Source organism: Sphingobacterium psychroaquaticum (genome assembly GCF_004421025.1).
GTDB classification, from domain to species: Bacteria; Bacteroidota; Bacteroidia; order Sphingobacteriales; family Sphingobacteriaceae; genus Sphingobacterium; species Sphingobacterium psychroaquaticum.
In genome coordinates this window covers 433636-452732 of sequence record NZ_CP038029.1, presented here as the reverse complement: position 1 = coordinate 452732, position 19097 = coordinate 433636, and the positions used below count along the sequence as shown (strand labels likewise).

The 19097-nt window shown below is 42.8% G+C and carries 10 protein-coding genes; all 10 read right to left on the bottom strand.

The genetic code is table 11. The features are described from left to right. Positions 1-10 precede the first annotated feature (10 nt). On the bottom strand, positions 11-949 hold the full coding sequence (locus E2P86_RS01825; RefSeq protein WP_085472417.1) for a hypothetical protein: 939 nt from the start codon (positions 947-949) through the stop codon (positions 11-13). A 1-nt stretch (position 950) separates the two neighbouring features. After that, a complete protein-coding gene (locus E2P86_RS01820) occupies positions 951-2405 on the bottom strand; it encodes a RagB/SusD family nutrient uptake outer membrane protein (protein WP_134430384.1) in 1455 nt (484 codons plus the stop codon). An 11-nt stretch (positions 2406-2416) separates the two neighbouring features. Continuing rightward, on the bottom strand, positions 2417-5977 hold the full coding sequence (locus tag E2P86_RS01815) for a SusC/RagA family TonB-linked outer membrane protein (RefSeq protein WP_134430381.1): 3561 nt from the start codon (positions 5975-5977) through the stop codon (positions 2417-2419). An 83-nt stretch (positions 5978-6060) separates the two neighbouring features. Then, a complete protein-coding gene (locus E2P86_RS01810; RefSeq protein WP_134430378.1) occupies positions 6061-7251 on the bottom strand; it encodes a FecR family protein in 1191 nt (396 codons plus the stop codon). Between the two features lie 127 nt (positions 7252-7378). After that, a complete protein-coding gene (locus E2P86_RS01805) occupies positions 7379-7969 on the bottom strand; it encodes a sigma-70 family RNA polymerase sigma factor (protein WP_134430375.1) in 591 nt (196 codons plus the stop codon). Between the two features lie 184 nt (positions 7970-8153). Next, complete coding sequence (locus E2P86_RS01800; protein ID WP_134430372.1) at positions 8154-9194, bottom strand: GntR family transcriptional regulator; 1041 nt, start codon at positions 9192-9194, stop codon at positions 8154-8156. Between the two features lie 27 nt (positions 9195-9221). Further along, positions 9222-12083 carry an alpha-L-rhamnosidase gene (locus tag E2P86_RS01795; protein ID WP_134430369.1) on the bottom strand — a complete coding sequence of 954 codons (2862 nt, stop codon included), beginning with the start codon at positions 12081-12083 and terminating at the stop codon, positions 9222-9224. A 10-nt stretch (positions 12084-12093) separates the two neighbouring features. Continuing rightward, the gene (locus E2P86_RS01790; protein WP_134430366.1) at positions 12094-14418 is read right to left on the bottom strand and encodes an alpha-L-rhamnosidase-related protein; all 2325 of its coding nucleotides are present in this window, start codon (positions 14416-14418) and stop codon (positions 12094-12096) included. Then, complete coding sequence (locus tag E2P86_RS01785; RefSeq protein WP_085472425.1) at positions 14419-16158, bottom strand: alpha-L-rhamnosidase-related protein; 1740 nt, start codon at positions 16156-16158, stop codon at positions 14419-14421. Between the two features lie 140 nt (positions 16159-16298). Beyond that, complete coding sequence (locus tag E2P86_RS01780; protein ID WP_134430363.1) at positions 16299-19088, bottom strand: family 78 glycoside hydrolase catalytic domain; 2790 nt, start codon at positions 19086-19088, stop codon at positions 16299-16301. Positions 19089-19097: the final 9 nt, after the last annotated feature.

The following is a 19097-nucleotide window of genomic DNA, read 5'->3' as shown; positions in this document are numbered from 1 at the left end:
CGCTATCCTCTTACTGAAAGCTACTTAGCATTTCACGGTATTTGTTTCCCGCTGCCTGGATATCCCAGTTGTAGGTGTCTCGAAAATATTTCACAAACAAATCATACTTCTGTCTGCGCATTGCATTTCCTTCTAAATAATTTTTATTGATATTTGCATAAGACTCTAATAAAATAAGTTTGAAGAAAGCCGCATATTCATCCTTAAAGGATGCAGAAGAATATGCGTCTAGATACCCCCCTTGGTCAGCCAATGTCTGCCAATCTCTATTTCTTTTGGCCAAGTCATAATCAATAAAATACTGATCACGAATCTTTGTAAATGCAGCTCCACCATCATACGGTTTACCAATTTTTTCAAACCCTGGTATCTCTTCCGTAATACGATCGCTTATCATTCTACTCAGATTATCCCACACCGCTTTCGTCAATACCGAATCTCTGTAATAGTGTGTGTCGGGATCCACTACAGGCTGTGCACCATAAGTGGCATTAGGCCAAACAAAAGCCAGTCTATTCCGAGCAATAACATTAAACTGATAGCCATAAGCAGGATGTCCATACGTTTTCACAAAGAAAACCTCGTTAGGCATAACCTGTTGCGCATAAACCTTAGAAACATTAGACAGTAGCGTTTGCATATATACATAAGCACTCTGCCGCATATTCTGATCGACTTTTTGTGCTGGAAAACGAGCGTTATTTACATCCTGTCCCAGATAAGCGTTATATACCTCTCGCGACTCGTTAAAATCCATCCGTACCCAAACATTGTAGTCGTTAAATAAAGATTTCTCAATCGGGTTCGCATCCTCCTTTGGTTTGAACTGCTGTTCAAAACCTAAGCTTTCAGAAGGCACTATACTGGCTTCTTTAGTACAACTAGTCCATGTAAAGTTCAACAACAGAACCCCCATAAAAGCATAAAAAAGTATTTTGTTTTGTTTCATTTTATCTTGGATTTAAAGGCATATTAGGGCTATTCTCAGACTCAGAAGGTGGAATCTGCATCAAATAGCGTGAATCATCTTTCGCCAAGGTATACACCCGGGCATCCTTAAACACATGTTGGATCTCAGGCTTTCCTAACCGGCGTAAATCCATAAATCGTAAACCTGCATCAAGCCCCAACTCCAACCGGCGCTCTGCTAAGATCCGATCCAACACAGCCGCATTATTTGCAAAGTCAGTTGCTTTCAACGTTACGACAAAATCCTTACGCATACGGCTCGCTAAAATTTGGTTTATATCTTTCAAGGCGAGCTCATCTTTACCCAATCTAGCCTGTGCCTCTGCCCGAATAAGGTAAGCCTCACTTGCCTTAAACCCGACATAGTACCAAATCAAATCCTGACTCGCGTACATCTTGTAAACAGTCTTCCCCGTTTTTATTGCTTGAACAGCATTCTCTTCAAATGGATCAAAAATAAACTGTCTATAATCTGTTAATTCCCCGTAACGCTTTGTTAACGTCAACAAATCTAAAGAAGGTTTCATCGAACCCGTTGCATAATAATAAGGGTTGGTTCCAGCTCTACCGCCAGTAAAAAACAATAGCTCTTTATTTGCTTGGGTATCCACAAAGCCATATATATAAGTCAACACGTTTTTGGCGCCACTTTCCGCCAAGCGTTTCTCTAATCCCGAAAGATCGGCCAAAGGATAGAAATCAATAACAGTTTTAGCATGTGCTATAGCCGATTCATAATTACCCATCATAAGGTCTACACGCGCCCTGAAGAGTTCCAATGTATTGGATGAAAAACGGTAGCGATCTGTGATCTTCTTTCCAGACAATAGCTGGCTCGCCTTATCGATATCGGCTACAATCTGGTTCCAGACATCTCCTATAGGTGTTCGCACATTATTTCCAGCATTCGCATTTACATCGTCGGCCGTCAAGGGCATCGGGACGCCTGGCGCATTCAAGTTTTTTACATCGTACACATCCGCATAAAAATTAATCAGGTAGAAATAACTAAATGCACGCAATGCATAAGCTTCCCCTTGAACCTGTTCAAAAAGTTGCTGCTGAAGTGGCGTAACCTCCAGTTTCTTTAGGTTATCTAAGACCGTATTTGCGTAATAGATACTCTTGTAAAGCTGCCCCCAGTACGGATCCACAAGTGATTCCGGTGGTAAAAGTGAGGGTGCGAAAGTAAACCAACGCTCGTTCTCCTGCGTAGGTTGAACCTCTGCATTTAGATTCGCATATATATTATCCGTCAACATCTCTGTCTTGATAAAGAAATCTGTCCTTGGGTATCCGCCCAATAGAACAGCCTCATAGTCTTCCAGCGATTTCGGCATCATGCTATGCACCGGCTTGATATCCAACATATCTTTGCAAGAACCGAATGCCAGTAAAACCACCAGTAACAGGCTATATCTTAAAATAGTTTTCATTTGCTTAAATATTAAAATTGAACCGATAGAGATAAAGAATATGAACGAGGTACCGGAAGGAAGGTATTGCCGAAATTTATATTTCTATTTCTAGTATCTGAATATGCAACAACACTCGATCCTTGTGCTTCCGGATCTTGACCTTTCAATGCTTTATCTTTCCACACATGAAGGTTATTTCCCTGTAATGCCAAACGTATATTTTGTACGCCTAAAGCACGCAGCCTAGGTGTAAAATAATCGTAGCTAATAGAAACATTCTGGAGACGGATAAAATCACCTTTTACGGTGCGTAAATCCGAATTATCAAACATAGTTCCATTTGTTGGTGCAAGCGCGGTCAATTGTGTATCGGTACCGACCTCTAGAACAGGGATATTCGTATGCGCCTCATCGCCTGGGTTCTTCCAACGGTTCACCCATTCTTTAGACATATTTTGAGTTGGATCCGGGAAGCCTAAGTAACTACCATTAGACATATTACGTAAACGCATCACGTTGCCAAAACTACCAATGAAAAGAGCCGATAATGTCACTCGTTTATAGGTAAATGTATTAGTAAATCCGACCTGCGAAGTAGGATTCATGACCCCAGAATATGCCAGTCCATTGGTATTCGTCATCCCATACAATACCTTCTCGCCTTCTTTAGCCGTATAAAATGTAGCTCTTCCAGCCTCATTTAGTCCTGCATAGCGATAAGACCACAATCCATCAATCGGCTCCCCAACAATAGCTGTCGCCGCATAATTGCTTCGTCTCGGATTCGTTAGATTCTGTACCGTTGGCTTGGTGTATACATCCAACACCTTGTTTTTGTTAAATCCATAGTTGATATTAGAAGACCATCTAAATTTCTCATTATCGATATTGATGGTGTTTAGCGAGAACTCCCAACCGCGGTTCAGCATCGAAGCCCAGTTTACCTGCACACTCTCAAAGCCAGTCACTTGTGAAACCTGACGATTTCCCAACAGATCCATCGCTTTCTTATTGTACCATTCAACATTGAACATCAAGCGTCTCTTAAAGAAACCTGCTTCTAAGGCTACATTTCCTGTATAAGTCTGCTCCCACTTAAGGTTCGGATTCTTAGGCGCGATAATAGTTAAGTAATTGCTTGGATTCTCTGGCACTACGGCACCAATATTCGCCACAAGGTCTGAATAGGCCTGTGCCGCAACATTCCCTTGACTACCATAAGAGCCTTTCAAAGTAAGGTATGATAACCAATCTACATCACGCAAGAAGCGTTCTTCTTTCATTTGATAATTGGCACCAATTGCCCACAACGGTTGAAACAATTGATTGGTTTTTAAACCAAAACGATTGGAACCATCTGTCCGCACATTGAAACTCAAAGTGTATCGATTATCGTAAGTATAGTTTACCGCCCCGAAATAAGAAACATTAGCACCATCGCTTAGATTCTCTTTCCAGTAGGGAACACCAATTTTCTTCATATAATCATACTGTGGGACTTGTTGATGTCCTCGATCATGGGAATAACCATAAATTTCTGTTGAGACGTCTGTTGTTTTAGACTTGCGGACTTCCTGACCGACCATTACATTAAGGTAATGCACTTCCTTGAACATCGGGTTGTAAGTCAACTGATTTCGGAAAGTAATAGACCCATTGTATGAACTCCGATCTTTACGATAACCGCCTTCAGTCCATGTATATTTATATTGTCCGTTCACGATCTCACGATCGTTTCTTTTACGGATGCGTACAAAGTAACTGTCATCAACAGCGATATCTTCATCGGTTGTATTTTGTTTTGCATAGGAGAACAAACTATTAAATGTTACGTCCTTCAGCACCTTGTATTCAAGATCCACAGAGCCTCGAAGACCGAAGTTTCTAGAATCCCGCCATCCCTTATCTCTGTTTTCCAAGAAATTGTATTTCTGTTCGTTCAGGTAAAAGTGGCTGTACGTACCATCAGGATTGAGTGCCGGTTGCGCACGCGTGGTGTAGATCGCGTACTCAAATGGATTTTCTTTAGAATCTACGGCAAAGAAACTATTGTTCTCGCGCGCATTAATATCCATCATCACGCCCAGGCGAATCTTATTATAGATTTTAGTGTATACTTTAAGAGATCCTGTATATGTCTTTTGTCCAACCCCTTTCGCTGTCGCCTGATCATTCAGGTAACTTCCAGAAGCATAGAATGTTGTTTTTTCATCACCGCCAGATACACTGAGGTTCTGTCTGTTTGAAAAGGAAGTTCTGAATAAGTGCTTGAACCAGTCGGTATTGACTGTTTCAAGATAATTGACACGTTGGTTAAACTCTTCCCATGTAATCTTTTTATCTGTCAGGTCAATAAAGTAGCGTTCAAAATCTGATACCGTATTGTATTGACCAACGGCTGCTGTTACTGCATTGAAAGCCCCTCGTTTTATCATCTCCAAGTTCACATCAATGCGTTCCTTAGAATTCATCATATAAGCATCTTCAATGCGTGGTCGCTCTCCAAAAGAAGCATTGCTTGTAAAACCAATTCTGGTCTTCCCGGCACGACCTTTCTTGGACGTGATCACAATAACGCCATTTGCTGCCCGCGTACCATAAATTGCAGTCGCTGCAGCATCTTTCAATACGTTGATGCTTTCAATATCTTCGACGTTCACCCCGCCAATTCCAGACGCAATAAGGTTCCGGTTTGTCATAATATCATCGACTGACACATTCACCGCATCGTCTAAGATAATACCATCTACCACCCATAGCGGTTGCACATTACCACTCAAAGTGGCCGTTCCTCGGATACGGATCTGCGGCATTGCACCCGGAGCACCTGACGTACTCATCACCGTAAGTCCCGGTACCTGTCCTTGCAATAACTTGTCAATATTAGGTTGGAAAATCTTCTCCAGTTGTGCCATATTTACCGTAGCGATAGATCCTGTCAACGATTTTTTCTCTAATTTTTGGTAGCCCGTTACAACCACATCATCCAGTTGGTTTTCTACCGGCGTAAGACGAACCTCTAGCCAAGTTTTTTGCTGTAACGGCACACTTAATGTTTCATAACCCAAACTCTTGAATACCAAAGTAGCATTGCCACTCGTTACCGAGATTTGGAATGTTCCATCCACATCTGTCCCTACCAGATTCTTGGCGTTATCTTTTTCACCAACCGTGATCCCCGGCAAGGGCTTACCTTGATAATCCATCACACGGCCACGAACCTGTACTTTTTGTTGTTTTACAGATGAAGGTTTTGCTGTAATAACAATTGTTTTATTATCAATTGTGTATTTGAGTGGCTGATTTTTAAAGCAGTAGTCAAGCACCTCATGTACGGTGGCATTCTGCATGTTTAGATCCACAGCAGAATTAGATTTTACAAGCGATTCATTGTAAAAGAAATCACAATTACATTGTCTTTTTATTTCATTAAACACTTCAGCTAGTGTTATTCCTTTTCGGTTTATGGTCACTTTCTGCGCAAACGCCGCCATCGTCAATTGTCCGCACACCAGTGCTAACAATATCATTACGATACGCTTACCCAGGGCAACTCTTTTCAAGATTGCCGTGGCATTCATTAATTTCATTGGTAGTAATTTATTTGTTCATCATTTACGGTCAGCTATGCTTCTAGAAGCGTAGCACTTAGTTGGTTTGTTGTTGTGTAAAACTATAGCATCAAAATAATCCTCCTTTCTTTTAGCCCGGTTGGCACTATGTGATATCTTATTTGCCCTGTGCGGCGCAATATTTCTAATACTTCTGGCAGACTTTTTTCACGCGAAATCACCCCGGTAAAACCAAAGGAATCCGAGCGTCCAACCACCTGCACTTCCACGCCATACCAGCGCGACAATTCATCGGATATGTCATTTAATGTTGCGTCGTAGAAAGCAAACTCATTATTTCGCCAGGCATTAACCTCATAGCATATAGCAGGCACAACTTTAATATCACTATCATTAAAACCTACAACACTACTTTGTCCGGGTTTCAGAATACGTTCCTTCGCACCCGTTGAAACTTGTACCTTCCCTTCTAATAGCGTCGTTATAACATGACTCACCGTATAGGCCTTCACATTGAAGTGCGTCCCTAAGACTTTCACTTGTTGATTTTTAGACTCGACAATAAACGGTTTCTCTTTATTAGGCGTTACCTCGAAATAAGCCTCGCCTTGGAGTTTTACCAAACGTTCATTCCCTACGAAGTTCACATCATAGGTTAAGCTGGAGTTTGCGTTGAGCCACACTTTGGTTCCATCGGTTAACACAACAGCGCCCGTCTGACCTTGGGGCACATTGATTTGTTGTACCATTGGTTCCTGTACAACATCGGATGCCTTTAGCTCATAAAAGGAAACGCCATCTTGCTTTTCCCGAGAAGCGTATTGTGCGGCTTCATGATCTGCCAACGCTACCACTTGACCGTTCGGCAATGTTAATGTTACGCCTGTCGGTGTTTCTGTAGTATCCTGTACGGCTGCTATAGGACCTCCCCCTGTTATCATGCTGTGGTCCTTATTCCATTGGTCAAATCCCACATAAAAAATAATGATTGCAGCAGCGGCGGCAGCCCATCGCCAGATTGTAGATGAAATAGACCTTACGCGCTCTTCTTCATTTTCGGCTACGGTGGTGAAGATCAAAGCTTCAATGCTTACATATTGTTCTTTCGAAAGTCGAACCATATCGGGCAGCACCTCATTTTCTCTAAGTTCCTGTCGGAACACTTCATCCACTCGTACCTCTAATTCCGCACAGAATTGATCATCCGACAAGCCTGACACAAATTGCTCAGCCTCTTCAGGTGTACATTTCCCCGCTAAATACAAGTCAAAAAGATCGTTCCTGTTCTTCATTTTTTCTCCAATAGCAGACCTCTTCCGTGCCGCCTTTACGTATAATACGTAGGGCACAGATAAAATCTATGTTCATAAAAAAAGTTTTTTTGATTTTTTTTCGCGAGAGACTTTTCGAATACGAAAATTATCTCCAAGCGTGGACTAGTGCCAAGAACAGGGAGAACAATGCTCCGCCTAGCTCTGTCTTTAAAAAGCGCATTGCTTTTGCCATATGGTCTTTTACCGTTCCGATGGAAACGCCTTGCAGCTGTGCCACTTCTTCGTAGCTCTTTCCTTGAAACTTACACAATAGAAAAATTTCTTTTCGCTTAGCCGGTAGTCGGTCGATCGTCGCTGACAATAGCGTAGACATTTCTTCGACCTGATTCGTCGGTTCGTCTAATTCATAATACAGTGTTGCTTGTGTAAGTAACGCATTTCTGACGGCTTCATTTGTGGCCGACTTTCGAAAATAGTCGACTACGAGATTTCGCGCTATGGTATGTAATAGAGACCATATGCCTTGCTCAATACGGACGCGTTCCCGAATTTCCCATAGGCGGACAAATGCGATTTGGTGTATTTCAAGAACTGCTTCTTCGTCGGGTAGAAGTTTGTTGAGTCGGTGCAGCAAGTCCGAGGAGTATCGCGCATAAAGCTGAGAAAAAGCGTCTCTATCTCCCTTTACGAGAAGAGCAACCAGCAAATCTTCATCTAATCTGTCTTTCTCAAACATAACCTTACCTCACAATATTGGGGACATTATGTCTTCCCCATACTGCAAATCCTTCCAATTTATGGAGGGCTAATTTAGAAATAAAGTTTGAAATCGAAACGACAATATCTTCGAAGAAAAATCAATCGTCACTGTCTATGTATGAATCCCATCCTCCTTTTATACAAAGGAGATTTTTTAACGTCTAAATGGAAGCCCGCATTGTTAAATAAAAAGGCGCCTCTAGGTGTTCTACAGACTTGTTTTTAATAAGATTCGCAGCAAGTCTACCCATATACTCAAAATCGGTCGAAATCGTAGTAATCCCATTGAGGATAAATTTCTTTAGCGGTGTTTCATTGTAAGAGATCACACCAACATCCTGTCCGACCTGCAGTTTTTTTCGGATAATCTTATCCAAAAGTTGTACGAGATCATCCTCAGCAAGATTAATGTAACAAGCACTTTTCTCCACCTTCTCTTTACTGAGGTCACTAACCAACAGGTGATTAAAAGCATACTGTTGGCAAAACTTATAAAAACCCTTAATAATAGCTTTGGGGTAATCGCTATTATCCGGAAAAATAAGCTTCAACGTCGTATATTTACTTAAAGCGGAAAGAGACTCTTCTAAAGCACCGTATATGTCCTTTTCATAATTTTCAAACACAGCCGGAAAACGATCATTGATATCTTCAATATATTTGCCCAACAACACCAGTTTACCTGTCGGGATTAACTTATTTATGACATCTGCAGCCTGATCCCTCCCTTCCTTAAAGTGGGGAAAAAGTACATAATGGTCATAGTTATTACTCATATTACCGAGTAGATTTCTAAGAAAGGATATGTCACTGTTGTATACAAACAAATCTATGGCTGCCGCATCGCTCATCTCTGCTGCAAAAGAGTCATACACCAGCTTTTTATGCGTACTTAGTTTATTTAGAAAAAATGCAATTTTAACGCGATTCTGCACATCAGCAGTAGCAACATAATATCCTTTCCCTGGAATAGATGCGATGACGCCTTGCGTTTTCAAAAACTTATAGGCCTTTTCCACCGTGTCCCGTGAAATATCAACATATACACTCAACTCATTAATCGAAGGAAGCATGTCGTCCTTTTTAAGCGTTCCTTGCTTCACCGCATCTATAATAGCAGATCCAAGCTGCTGATATTTAGGTGTGGCCGAAAAATCATTTATCTGTAACGTCTTTAAAAACTCGCTCACTAAATTAGGCATTTATAGATCTATATGGTTTGAATAGATCTAAGGTAATGAAAAAATTGACTTTATAATATACTTGCCGGACCCAAGTTTCAGGATGATCTCCTCTCCCTCCTGAGTAACGCGATCTCTTAGAAAGGTACGATCTAAAGGCTTCCCATTAAGAAGAATATCTTTCGGTGAGGCCGCCCTCACGTAACACAGGGCACTCGTGTTCACAGGGATATCTACCTCTTGTACAACATGCGCGCCTTGGATTTCCCAAGCAGATTGTATAAGTCCATTTATAGAACGGTAGCTCCCACTCGCTTTTTTGATTCCATTCTGTCCAATCTCCGGTCGCACCACAATCTTCCGATACCCATTTTCCAGGGACTTAATACCCAAAATATTTTCAAACATCCATTCATTGACAGATCCAAAAGCGTAATGACTAAAAGAATTCATAGCGGCATTGTGTACAAAACCTTTACCTTTAATGTAGCTGTCCCACCGTTCCCAGATAGACGTTGCTCCATTTACAATTTCGTAACCTAGAGAAGGGTATTCTGTACTCAAGATCAGCTTATAGGCCTGATCCGATGCGCCAACTTTACTAAGGGCCGGTAAGAGTGGTTTAAAACCTAAAAAACCTGTCGCCAATCGGCCACCGTTAGCGGTAATCAGCTCTTGCAGATAGGCTCCAGCTTGCTTTTCACCTTCAGGAGAAAGGATACCTGCATAGATGGCGTTAGCATAGGCCGTTTGTGTGTGACCAGAGAATCCTCCTTGGCCCTCTACATAGCCACTTCCATCACCATACAAGCTATCCTGTGTCTTCAACTTTCCGTCAGCAGCAATATAACGCGCCTTAAACCTCGCTTGAGAAGCCTTCATTTCTGTATCGAAATAATCGGCCTCCTCCTTTCGTCCGATAGCCGCACTCATCTCTCTCATTAACTTATTACAGTAGAAATAATAGATCGATGCAATCAAATCGGGGCTCGTCTTCTTCCCTACCGACAGCCAATCTCCGAATCCACCTTTCGGTTCAATATCAGCAAAAGCTCCTTCAGGGAAAATATGATTCGTCGTACGACCTTTAAGGAACTCCATAAAGCGGAGCATATTCGGGTACGACTGCTTCACCACTTCGTGATCACCATACGCTTTAAAAACTTCGTAAGCACAAATGATACCCGCCTCAGACCAGCCCGGAGAGAATGAATCCGACGGGCGGATCGCTGCAAATCCAGCTTTGTTTTTTGGAATAGGAGCATATATAGGATATGCTCCATTTTCCCATTGCGCATCACTAAGGTCCTGAATCCATTTTTTGTGAAATGCAGCAATATCATTGTTAAAAATCGCGGACCGCATGTATACTTGTGCATCGCCCGTCCAACCTAGTCGTTCATCACGTTGTGGACAATCCGTAGGAATATCCAGATAATTGGCACGCTGTGTCCACACAATATTTTGGTACAATTGATTCAAGAGACTGTTATCCGTTTGAAACTGACCCGCCTCGTGTAAGTCCGAGCTCATTGCTAAACCCGTCAGAAAATCGGGCTTCGGTTCCTCCTTGAGTCCGGAGATTTCCACAAATTGAAAACCATGGTAGGTGAAACTTGGTTCCCACTGCTCTGCGTTACTATCACCTCTAAAAATATAGGTATCGGTCGCACGAGCTTTGCGTAGATTCTCTGTTACCAAGCTTCCATCCGGATGAAGCATCTCTCCATATCGAAAAACCAAAGAGTCTCCCGCGATGCCACGTTGCTTTAAACGGATTATACCGGCAAAGTTTTGTCCAAAATCAACTATGTATTTGTTTTGTCCGACCTTTTTTATAGTTTTTGCAGAAAGCTCTTTAACAACACGTACGGGTTCTCCTGGATAGAGTTGCAGCAGTTGACCTGGTTTATTTTCAAACTCCCCAATCGGCTCCCACTTCGAGTCATTAAAACCAACCATACTCCACTTTGTTGATAGCTGACGTGCATCGTACCTCTCTCCCTGCAACATGTCTGCCTCCTGCACATTTCCAAGGCCCCATTTCCATGATTTATCCGTTGAAACCGTTTCACGGGAACCATCTTGATACACGATTTCAATCTGCGCTTTTAGCATCGGAAATTTTCCATAAAACTGATTCACCTGCGGTGTACCGACCAGCAATGCATATCCTAAATAACCAGCATACCAACCTGTACCTAAAATAGCACCAAAAGCGTTGTTGCCTTTCTTCACCTTCGTTGTCACGTCATAAACCTGATAGTAGACCCGCTTATTGTAATCGGTCCACCCCGAACTAAAGAAGTCATCTCCCACTTTTTCACCATTAATATAAAAGTTATGTATCCCTAACGAACTAATATATAAACGAGCCTCTTTAACAGGTTTGGTCAATACAGCTTCCTTACGTAAATAGGGAGACGGAGGTAACTCATACGCACCTCCTTTAGCCAAATGATTTAAATCCTTACCCACCCACTTTGCTCTCCAAGCCGATTCGTCCAGCTTCCCCATTTCCCAGCGTGCGTTATCGCTCCAGCGACCAGCCACCCCATCTTGATTCCATACCCTTACTTTCCACCACACTTGCTGCCCCGACTTTAGCGCAGCTCCCTTATAATACACTTGATTGGTCTGATTACTAGCCACCTTTTTACTATCCCATAGATCTCCTACTCCTTTATTCAGCTTTTCAGATGAAGAAGCCACAATTATCTGGTAAGCTGTTTGTTTATTGTCAAATCCTTCCGCCACAAGTTCCCAGCTCAATCGCGGTTTACGATCATCAAGAAAGGGATTTATCTTGTATTCCACGCGAAGGTACGTGGGACGGATTGTCGCTTTCGCGATAAAGGAAATCGACAAAAGGCAAAGCAGAGTCGCTATATATAACAAGTCTTTCTTCATTACGTTACTTTTATTTTTGTGCTTTAATGACCCATTTTCCAGGAGCGATCCAAAGACTACGATCCTCTCGATGGTATATATTTTTATTTTTGTTAGGTTTTGTAGAAACCTGTTTCGTGCGTTTATTATTGAGCCAAACATTTTGGTACTGACCAACAGGTAGCACCACTTTCCCAGAAGTACCTTCCGGAATATTTATCGTCAGCCACAACTCCTTATCATGTTCTTTTATATCCACTGTCACTTCACCCTTTACCGATGTTACAGAGGCTGCTGCCTGTCTGATATTTCCTAATTGCGGTGCGATTAAGATCTCCTCATAGCCTGGTGATAAGGGTCTGATTCCACAGAGATATGCCGACAAGATGGTTAAACCTCCTCCACTCCAAGCATGGTTTACAGTTCCCCCGCCATACCCGGCACTACCAATCCCCCAGCCTTCAAACAAGGTGGTAAAGTAAGTGTTATTCACCATGGAAGCAAAGCGCTTCTTATGTCGCGCTAAAGCCTCTGTCGGTATGCCCATGGTAAACATAGCTTCAAATACATATTTCTCCATATAGGGACTAGCATGTTCCTCTTGTAAAAAAACATGTTGAATCGCCTTGTATTGCGCTGGTGATGCAATACCTGCTAACACCGCTAAAGCGTGTACCCGATCATCGGTTTTACCTGTATAAGCAGGATCCCGATAGGCTCCATTCCTCCAAAAACGTTCATTAAACTTTGTCGCGAAATGTGCCATTTCTAACTTTAAGCGTTGCGCATCGTCATTCTTCCCTAGCTCATCAGCCATTAAAGAACTTCCTTTTAGCGCTAAATAATACCAAAGGTTATACAAGAGTAACATGTCTTTATTCTCGCCCCAATCACCCCATTGCCACCCTCCTGCACGGAGCTTAACCAGTCCATCAGGATATTTATCCCATAGGTTTAGATAGCGCTGAATTCGCGGATATAGGTCTTGTAGAATCTTCTTATCACCCGTATGTAGGTAATAGGTCCATATACCGTAATAACCGACCGTGGCTAGAATCTGATCCGGCAATTCTTTATCCCAGTTGCCGGCTGGCACAGGTGCAAAAAGAGAACCGTCCTCTCTTTGCCAATACAAGACCTCATACAACCATTTTCTAGCCAGGGCATGTGCCTGAGTATCCAAGGCGTAAAATGCTTCTTCGGCTTCCAATACCGCATCCCCCGTCCACTGTGCCCTTTCTCGATCAGGACAATCCATGTATGTGTCGCGCATGGTGATATACAATGTGCGCCGAGCCTTTTCCCACAACGTATTAAAAAAGACATCATCTGAATGGAAAGCACCGACAAAATCACTGTTGTATCCTGTCTCTCTATAGCCTACCTCTTGTATCTGTACATCATTGGGGGCAACTACATATAGATAATGACCGTTGATCCATCCAAGGCTTTCATACTGCTGTTGGCCTTCCTTCGTGATATATTCGCCCCTAATATTTTCAGCAGAACCATGGTAATGGACATAATTATCGGTCAAGAACTTTACCGTTTGTCCCGCCTTTCCTGCTAGCCTGACGTACGGTGTGAACTGCATATTGTAAGGCAACTTACAAACTAAAGTATCCCCTTTCGTGATAATATCCTTGGTCTCAAACTTGCGTATACCAAAGTCCTTAAACAATGGAATCGGTCGCTTTACCAATTTATTCCAAGGTAAATCACCTTCTTTCCCAAGGGTAAGAACTTCCGCAAAGGAGGGTGAAACCTCTACATCCTTCATCCACGTAGAATCTGCTATTTGTGCATCATAATAAATATTAGATTCTGGCAACCTGAAATTAGGTATCGGTGCTGGTGCCGTTTTATATTCCACAAGACGTTTTCCTCTCCATGAAGCATCCGTCAAAACCATTACTGAACCTGCTTTCAATTCAAAAAAAAGAGCTGCCTTGCCACTACTGTTGTGTGAAAAACCGTTCTTCCCAAAATACCATACGAGGATGGCCAATTGGTTATTTCCCTTTTTCAGATAAGGTTTCAAGTCTACTTCATCATAGTACGTATCTTTGGGATTGGGGCCGCGCTTAAGACCGCCCTCAAATACCACCATCTGCCCATTCACATAAAGCCAATATTTACTATCTACAGCAATTTTGGCGACGGCGGTAGCCGGAACCTCATCCAACATAAAGTTTTTACGATACCCAGACCAGATATTAACCGTATCACTTGGACCTAATGGCACACCAATCCAGCTCGCACCAGACTCCTGCGCGGAGGCACGCTGGTTAATAGACTGCAGAACAAGTAATACGAAAACAATGAGTAATGTCGAGACGCTCTTATATCTTCCCATCTACCGCAGAATAGTTACTTCACTTGGCGCATATATTTCACTCTTAACTTTCCCATTCTTATCCTTTGTATGCTTCACACGGATAACACCATATTTTGTAGGAAATGTTCCCTCGGCAAAGGTCAGATTGCCCAAATGTGGTCTGACATAATAAGCCTTCCCTCCGGGTTCGGCAACCTTAATACCGAGCACATGCTCCGACAGCCAGCTCGTCGGCCCAGAAGCCCATCCATGCGCAAAGCTGTGTCGAAAACCTTTATAGCAATATGCCCCAAAATCGCCATGGATATCCACCTTACCCGGAGGTACCAATTGATCAATCGGAGAAGCATTATTAATCCATTCTATATTAAAATCTTCCCAGAAGCTTGTTGCCCCCAAATCTAGCATAGCACCCCAATACTGTGAGATAATATCCATCGCTTCCTTATATTTTCCAGCCTTAGCCATGGCTTCCAGCATGTAATAACCATAGAAAGTGGAGAAATTCTTTGCACCGCCCACCTTTAGCACATCATCGTATGCTTTCTTTTCATCCATCAAACCACTTATCGCCAAAAGTGCTGCTGCCTGTTTCGAATTATTGTGTCGGGGTTTATACTTCCGCATAGCTGCCACAGTACTTGTACAAAGATCCATTGTTTCAGAATCCTCTAAAATTTGTGCCAATGATGCTGCCCGCTCTAGCGCCATGATCGTCATCGCCTGAATACCAGCATGCACGGCCAAACTATCCTCACTAGAAGGCCAATCCAAGAACCTCGTCCCATCCATTTGCTCTTTTCCATTCTTAACTTTTCCCACAATTTGCCGAACCAATCCTTGTAAGTAAGGCTTCTGCTCGGTGAGGTATTTTTTATCACCATGTGCCATATACCAATCATGGTGCAGGACAACCCACCACATGGAATAGGTACTAATACCACACATCCAACCTGGTAATGGCGTGGATATCTTAGCTAAATCTAAACTCTTCGGCACAACATCATTAAAACCAAAAACTGTATTAATCGTCGCGACTTCAGGGTGAAGATCTCCCACCCATACCAAGCGGTCTCGTTTAATAGCATCCCACAAATAATCTTGCATATTCAAATGAACCGTATAAGCACCGACCTCCCAGATGTTATTCAGTCGTTCGTCGCTCGACTTAAATGAGCCTAAATATGGAATATCGCGATACGTTGATATCATACGTACTTCGCGCAAATGTAATTCCGCATTTTTATCTAGAAAGTCTATGCGTACGAAACGAAAACCGGATTCTCCAGTCTGATTTTTCCCTAGCCAGGGCAGCTGCATATTGAAATCTCTCAAGGCATGATCATTTGTAGCGCCTTTCTCTCCAATATCGGACATGGCCTCACTAACAGATTCACCAAAGCGGATACGTACATTTTTTGCGCCATTTCCACCACCCCACATCCCGGTCACCAGCTCTAAAGCGCCATTTCGTTCTTTACCAAAATCCAGTAATATACCGCTCTGCTCTGTATCGTTATTCTTAAGAATAACGATATTATCATTGGTCAAATTAGCTTGTCCATTTCCGGGTACAAGGAGGTTCTCCCCGCGAACGATATGACCATTGGTCCATACAATTCGTGTCGGATAAACATATTCACGGGTAAGCGGACTAATTTGCTGACTACCATCGCTCAACTTGGTTTGCCCATAGAGGGCAGATAACCCAAGACAAAAAAATAACATAAGGCATGGAGAAATCAAGATGCGTTTCATGTACAAGTAATATAGGTTTATAAGTAAGCGTCAATCGCTTTTTAAATATAGAAAAGAAAATAAAAAAGACCATCCTGCCCTTACATGAAATATGGGCGTAAACGGATGGTCCATTCGGTTATTTGGGTTGATTTATTATCTTAGAATATATATGTGCCCGAAGGCAGGCGATAGGTGTCGTTTATGTCATCACTATGAATTCTATATGTTGCCAGCACGTGTTCAAGCAGCGCACTTTCACCCTTCGCTATCTTTAGTAAACATGTCGTATTCGGTGGTACGGTCACTTGCATACGAAGCTGATCTTCTTCACGATTCCATGCACTATAGATAGTACCGCTAGGCGAATCGTACGAGGCCTTCACCCAAGAGAGATTTGTTTCCTGTGCCTTTGGCGGCTGAATGATAAACGTTGCATAGCCGGGTTTCGATTTTTTAATCCCTGCCAATCCATCAATCATCCAGGCGCCCGGATACAAGTAAGAACTATGCAGTAAAGAATGTCCTGGTAGATCTTTCTCCCACATCTCCCAAAGAGAAGTCGCCTGATTGGCTTTCATGTACCCCCAACTTGGATAAGTAACCTTGGATGTCATCGTATAGATAAGGTCATTTCGTCCACTCTCGCGTAGCCATTTAAAGAGAAGTGCTCCCCCCGTGATTCCTGCATGTATATGTCCTTGCCGATGGGTTAAAATTTCCTTTTCCAAGGCCGCCTCTACATTTGCTTTTTCTTCCGAAGGAACTATATCGGCCAACAATGCCGTAGCCATATTGGCCATGGAACCGTCCGCATATACGTGGCCTTCCTGTTTAAAAAAACGCGTATGAATAGCTTTGGAGGCCACTTGAGCCTGGTGCTCCCAAGCATCAGCAAGCGCAGATTCACCAAGAACACGAGCAATCTTTACCGCTGTTCTCAAATTGAATACACGATACGAATTATTCAAAGATAGTGTCTCCTCTTTATCATTATTCATGCCTTCGGCCGTAGCGTTGGGCCACAGCCAATCGCCAAGAAAATCCCATTGCCCACCGAACCGTTGCAACAAGCCATCCTGAACATGTGTATCCAGAAAATTTAACCAATTTTTTATCAAAGTAAAGTTTTCTTGTAGCACCTTTACATCACCATACTGCTGATACATAAACCAAGGTAGTGACACCACAATCCCGCCCCAGGAGGGCCCTCCACCACCCCAGTAAGTAGGCGCGGTATGTGGGAGTATTCCCGGATGCAAAAACCGTCCACTAGTCACCGCTTTACGTGCATAACTCGTATCGCGCATATTTCCGACCATAGCTTCTGTACCTTGCACGTCACGCCAATCTCCCATCCATTTGCTATAGAAGGCCGCTAAATCGTAGTTCAACATACCCATTTCTGTGGTGGCATGCGCATCGCCCCCATACCCCATGCGCTCGCGTTGTGGACAATCGACAACAAAACCTCCTAGGGATAGATTCTCAAAATTCCATCTTGTGGTATTAAATATCCAATTCTGTAAACTGTCCGAGGACTCAAATGTAGCAGCAGTATGATAACCTGTACGCACCAACCATCCCGTTATATCCTCCTGTACCGGTTTTCGCTTGGCACCTTGGATCGTAATCCAACGACCTGAGCTATAATTAAATCTATTTTTAAACGTGGACATACCGCTACGACCTATTACAAGAGCACTGTGCAGATTGAAGGTCATCCGATCCTGTTCTCGCTCGGAAAAAAAGAAACGAACGGTATCACCCGGATTACCAAATACATTGATGGCGGTCCAACCGGCAAAATTAACCCCCATATCCACGCGATAATCACCCTGTCCGTATTCGGTAATAGAGACTGGTTTAATTTCATCGACCAATATATTGCCGTCTATATTCTGCGCAGAAATTTTTAACTTCAATGGATATACTATGGCATTACTCCATTGACTATCATCATAAGAAATTTTGTTCCAATTTTCTTCGGCCTTACTGTCGTCCCAAATCTCCCCACCCATATGTCCAAAATTCCAATTACCCAACAACCGATTCGGCGAGTTTTTCCACCGCCAAGATTTATCAGATCGCAGGGAGAACATGGGCTTTTCTTGATCTGTTGGATTTTCCTGTTCAAAAAAATCAACCTGACCACTAAATAAGGGCGTAGATGGTCTTCCGTTAGGAAGATCGTATCCCGGAAAAATTGACCAAGAGGTACCTAACCACACCGCAATAACATTCTCCCCTTTTCGTAGCAAAGGAGCAATATCATAAGCGACATACCGTGCGCGCTTCGTGTGGTCGGTTACTGCCGGTGCTAATACCTCCTCGCCAACTCGTTGTCCATTTACATACAATTCATGATAACCGATGGATGCTAGAAAAAAAACCGCTCGTCCCACTTTCTTATTCAACACAATAGTCTTTCGAAACCAAGGGTCAAAAACATTACAATCTGCAGATCTCTTATCAAAAAAATGAGGCGTGCCTATCCACTGGCCTTTCCATTGTTGATCTGAAAAGAAACCAGTTGACCATTCCTTAACCGGGCTCCACAGACTTTCTTTTCCGTTATTATCGCGTACCATCACTTTCCAGTAGTAAGTACGATCGGCTATGAGTGTCCTTCCCTGATAAAAGATTTGATTCATTGCGGAACTTTCTACCCATTTTGTATCCCACATATTACCAACTCCTGCCTGGAGTTTCTCTGGAGAATCAGCCACCAGAATACGATAAGCACCTTGCGAAAGCCCACGTATATCTTCATTGGGCAACGCGTATACCCAACTAAATCGAGGACGTTCGATATCGAGCCCTTTCGGTTCAGTTACATATTCCACCTGCATGTTAATTACCTTTAACGGACTGTTAGCCGTAGCAAGCATGGGATAGCTCGCGAGGAGACAAACAAACATGAAAAGAGTTGAAGATATAAATCGTTTCATACTATGAAA

What these genes read in the sequence shown, in the direction of transcription:
- E2P86_RS01825 (WP_085472417.1), bottom strand. Translation starts at nt 949, where the DNA reads ATGAAACAAAACAAAATACTTTTTTATGCTTTTATGGGGGTTCTGTTG.
- E2P86_RS01820 (WP_134430384.1), bottom strand. Translation starts at nt 2,405, where the DNA reads ATGAAAACTATTTTAAGATATAGCCTGTTACTGGTGGTTTTACTGGCA.
- E2P86_RS01815 (WP_134430381.1), bottom strand. Translation starts at nt 5,977, where the DNA reads ATGAAATTAATGAATGCCACGGCAATCTTGAAAAGAGTTGCCCTGGGT.
- E2P86_RS01810 (WP_134430378.1), bottom strand. Translation starts at nt 7,251, where the DNA reads ATGAAGAACAGGAACGATCTTTTTGACTTGTATTTAGCGGGGAAATGT.
- E2P86_RS01805 (WP_134430375.1), bottom strand. Translation starts at nt 7,969, where the DNA reads ATGTTTGAGAAAGACAGATTAGATGAAGATTTGCTGGTTGCTCTTCTC.
- E2P86_RS01800 (WP_134430372.1), bottom strand. Translation starts at nt 9,194, where the DNA reads ATGCCTAATTTAGTGAGCGAGTTTTTAAAGACGTTACAGATAAATGAT.
- E2P86_RS01795 (WP_134430369.1), bottom strand. Translation starts at nt 12,083, where the DNA reads ATGAAGAAAGACTTGTTATATATAGCGACTCTGCTTTGCCTTTTGTCG.
- E2P86_RS01790 (WP_134430366.1), bottom strand. Translation starts at nt 14,418, where the DNA reads ATGGGAAGATATAAGAGCGTCTCGACATTACTCATTGTTTTCGTATTA.
- E2P86_RS01785 (WP_085472425.1), bottom strand. Translation starts at nt 16,158, where the DNA reads ATGAAACGCATCTTGATTTCTCCATGCCTTATGTTATTTTTTTGTCTT.
- E2P86_RS01780 (WP_134430363.1), bottom strand. Translation starts at nt 19,088, where the DNA reads ATGAAACGATTTATATCTTCAACTCTTTTCATGTTTGTTTGTCTCCTC.